Genomic DNA, 1,638 nt, shown 5'->3' on the forward strand with positions numbered 1-1,638 from the left:
AAAGTTCAAATCATGGGAAAGATTTTAGCTAAAGGGACCGGAATTGGACGAAAGTCCTATTCTGGTTTCGCGCGTAAAGTCCAATTTCCGGGCAAAGATCCTTTTAATGATGGGGATATTCTCATAGCAGAGACAACCGGTGCGGACTATGAACCAATAATTGCCCGGGCTGGAGCGATCGTCATCGTGGAGGGTGGCTTGACATCACATGCAGCCATTGTCGCCTTGCAATATAAAATTCCCGCAATTGTTGGTGCTCAAGAAGCCTTTGCCAAGGTATCTAATGAACAAGTTTTGACAGTTGATGCTTTGAGCGGCATTATGTATGAGGGTTCTATCAGTATTCTCTAGTGATTCGAGAGGAGAAAGATTGTAAAACAAGACTATTTTAATACAAAAAGTGGGGCTGTTTTCATAAGGAATTTACTTATGACACAGCCCCTTATTTTCTTCATCCTACATGCCCTGTCAACTGTCTTACCCTGTGTATATTTATTGTCATATAATAAGCATGATGTGTAATATAATGAAAAATCCATTCCTATCATGAAGAATCAATGCTATAATGTACGTAAAAAGTCTATAAGACGATTGGGGGCTAGGATGAAAAGGTCATATTTAGAAAAGCCATATGTCGCAATTCAAGCAGTTTTATCACGTTTATACCTATGGACCAAAGGCATTCTTTCGATGTTGAAGTTATGGAAGTCCAGGCATCTCCATACAATATCTTGGAAATCACCAAAATTTTATATAGGAGCTCTGGCCTTTTTTTTGGTCATCGGCAGTGTAATCGTATATTTTAGTGGTACGGCTTCCGCCGCTTATATTATCGTAAACGGTCAAAAGATCGGTCTGGTTGCGAGTGTCCATAAGGGTCAAGATATTGTCGGCGATATTTTGACAAAACGCGGACAGCCTATAGGTAAGGTTGCAAAAACTCATGATCTTGTAGAGTATGAGACAGTGCGTGTGAAAACGGTAGAGCTTTTAGATTCCATGTCAACCGCTAATGAACTTCAAAAAGTGTTAACATCCTATATTGACGGATACGCTTTAGAGATTGCTGGAACACAGGTTGCCATCTTACCAACTCAAGACGATGTGCAATCACTCCTTAAAACATATCAGGATTTCTATACAAAACCCAGTGACAACAACCAGGTTATATCAGTTGAGTTCAGTGAATCCATTAACATGAAGCCTGTTGAAGCTCAACCTGATCAAGTCATACTACTTGATCAAGCCTTGAAAGAATTAAAAGACGGAAAGAAAACAATAACGGAATATACGGCTCAAAAAGATGACTCCTGGTGGCTGATAGCCCGCAAAAATGACATGAAAACGAAGGAAGTATTGGCGGGTAATCCGGGAATGACGGAAGACAGTAAGATACAGCTAGGTCAGAAGATCAAAATAGTTACTGTGAGTCCATATCTGACTGTCATGAGTAAAGGGATTTTAACCAAAACGGAAACCGTTGCCTATGATGTCGTCACAACTACGGATACAGGGCTGGCTATTGGAGAAACCGTTGTCAAAGAACAAGGGCGTGATGGCACAAAAGTTGTCACCTACTCTTATCTCCAAAAAAATGGCCAGGATATATCTAAACAAGTTATCGAAGAAAAAATAGCC

At 40.2% G+C, this 1,638-nt stretch carries 2 protein-coding genes; both read left to right on the top strand.

Annotated elements, in window-relative coordinates; genetic code table 11:
* On the top strand, nt 1-351 hold a 351-nt coding region (locus tag AC6I5A_RS10130; RefSeq protein WP_034615267.1), incomplete at its 5' end, for a PEP-utilizing enzyme.
* Nucleotides 352-774: 423 nt separating this feature from the next.
* A partial coding sequence (locus AC6I5A_RS10135) for a LysM peptidoglycan-binding domain-containing protein (RefSeq protein ID WP_497900652.1) occupies nt 775-1,638 on the top strand: 864 nt, incomplete at its 3' end.

Source organism: Desulfosporosinus sp. Tol-M2 (assembly GCF_059735615.1).